This window comes from Pseudomonas sp. EL_65y_Pfl2_R96, assembly GCF_963970905.1.
Taxonomy (GTDB): domain Bacteria; phylum Pseudomonadota; class Gammaproteobacteria; order Pseudomonadales; family Pseudomonadaceae; genus Aquipseudomonas.
In genome coordinates, this window is sequence record NZ_CAXAQH010000437.1 from 1 (window position 1) to 304 (window position 304).

Genomic DNA, 304 nt, shown 5'->3' on the forward strand with positions numbered 1-304 from the left:
ACGCGAGCGCAAGCTACAGAGCGCTGTTGGCAAGAAATGAAATGCAGCAAAGCATGAGCCGTAAAGGTAATTGCTGGGACAACTCAGTGATGGAGCGCTTCTTCCTGAGTTTGAAAATGGAGCGGGTATGGCGGCGCGATTACGCCAACCACGCCGAAGCGATACGTGACATCACTGAATACATCGTTGGGTTTTACAACAACGAGCGGCTGCACTCGAAACTGGGATATCTGCCACCGACCGTTTACGAACGGGCAATGGCGTCTAAACCTCCTATCGAGGTGTCCGGAATTAGTTGACCACT

Annotated in this window: 1 protein-coding gene; it reads left to right on the top strand. The window is 52.0% G+C overall.

Going from position 1 to position 304, the window contains the following annotated elements:
* Positions 1-299 (top strand): integrase core domain-containing protein (locus tag AACY49_RS31455; RefSeq protein WP_339528271.1); only part of this gene is annotated, 299 nt, incomplete at its 5' end.
* Between the last annotated feature and the right edge of the window lie 5 nt (positions 300-304).